Origin of the sequence: Streptomyces sp. NPDC057654 (assembly GCF_042800135.1) — a bacterium.
In the GTDB taxonomy this organism is placed as follows: Bacteria; Actinomycetota; Actinomycetes; order Streptomycetales; family Streptomycetaceae; genus Streptomyces.
This window is the reverse complement of record NZ_JBHVHQ010001495.1, coordinates 1-1,008: the sequence shown is the minus strand read 5'-3', so window position 1 is coordinate 1,008 and position 1,008 is coordinate 1. Positions and strand designations below refer to the sequence as shown.

Annotated in this window: 1 protein-coding gene and 1 pseudogene; both read left to right on the top strand. The window is 72.8% G+C overall.

Annotated features, from left to right (window positions below; translation table 11 throughout):
* Positions 1 to 677, top strand: a pseudogene (locus ACFU99_RS44615) (hypothetical protein); the annotation flags it as partial.
* A gap of 53 nt (positions 678 to 730) precedes the next feature.
* Positions 731 to 952 (top strand): hypothetical protein, encoded by a 222-nt coding sequence (locus ACFU99_RS44610; RefSeq protein WP_363226371.1) that lies wholly within the window; start codon positions 731 to 733, stop codon positions 950 to 952.
* Positions 953 to 1,008: the final 56 nt, after the last annotated feature.

The following is a 1,008-nucleotide window of genomic DNA, read 5'->3' as shown; positions in this document are numbered from 1 at the left end:
GGGACCGGCGGGCGGCGGAGCGCGCGGCCCGCCGGACCGCCCGCCGGGGCCGGCCGCTGGGCGGCTGGGTCTTCCTGTGGGCGCTCGCCGCCGCGGGGCTGGCCATCGGCGTGACGTGGCGCCACCAACCGCTGGGCACCAGCCTGGAGATCGGTTTCGCGTGCGCGCTCGGCGTCTTCGGACTCGGCATCACGGTCAGTTCGCTGTACGGGCGTACGGGCGGCGGCACCGTCGTCGCGGCCGTCGTGACGGGGCTGCTGCTGACGGCGGCGGCGGGGCTGCCCAAGTCCGTGACCGCCGACTGGTCGCGGCGGACCTGGTCCCCGGCGAACGCCTCGGACGTCCGATCCGAATACCGCCTCGGCAGCGGCTACGGAACGCTCGACCTGTACGGCGTCGACTGGCGCAAGGACCGTACGGTCACGACGCGGGCCGAAGTCGGCGCGGGGAAGCTGCGGGTGGCCGTGCCCGACGACATCACGGTGAAGGCGAACGTGGACATCGGCGTCGGCGACGTACAGCTCCCCGGCGAGACGTCGGACGACATCGACGTCAAGCCGGACCAGCACCGCGAGATGACGCTGAAGCCGGTGAACGGCAAGCCCTCGCGCGGCACTCTGGAGATCTCGCTCAAGGTGGGGCTGGGGCAGGCCGAGGTGATCCGTGAGAGGCCATGAACGAGAATGGCGGGACAGCGTCCGCTGCCGCCACTCCCCATCGGAGGTACGCCGTGCGACGGCATGAGTTCGAGCCGGGCAAGATCGTCGTGGGTCTGATCTTTCTCGGCGGGTGCGCGATGTATCTGGCGATGGCGGCCGGGCTCTGGCACTTCCCGGCCTACGCGCTGCTGCCCGCGATGGGCATGGGCTTCATCGCGGCCGGCCTCGTCTCGTCGCTGGCCTTCGGCATCCGCCGCCGCGGGGGGCGCGGCGGGGACCCGGAGGAGCGGTAGCGGCACAGACGCGCCGGCCGGCGCGTTCCGTATCCCTCAGCCGAACAGCCGCTGCC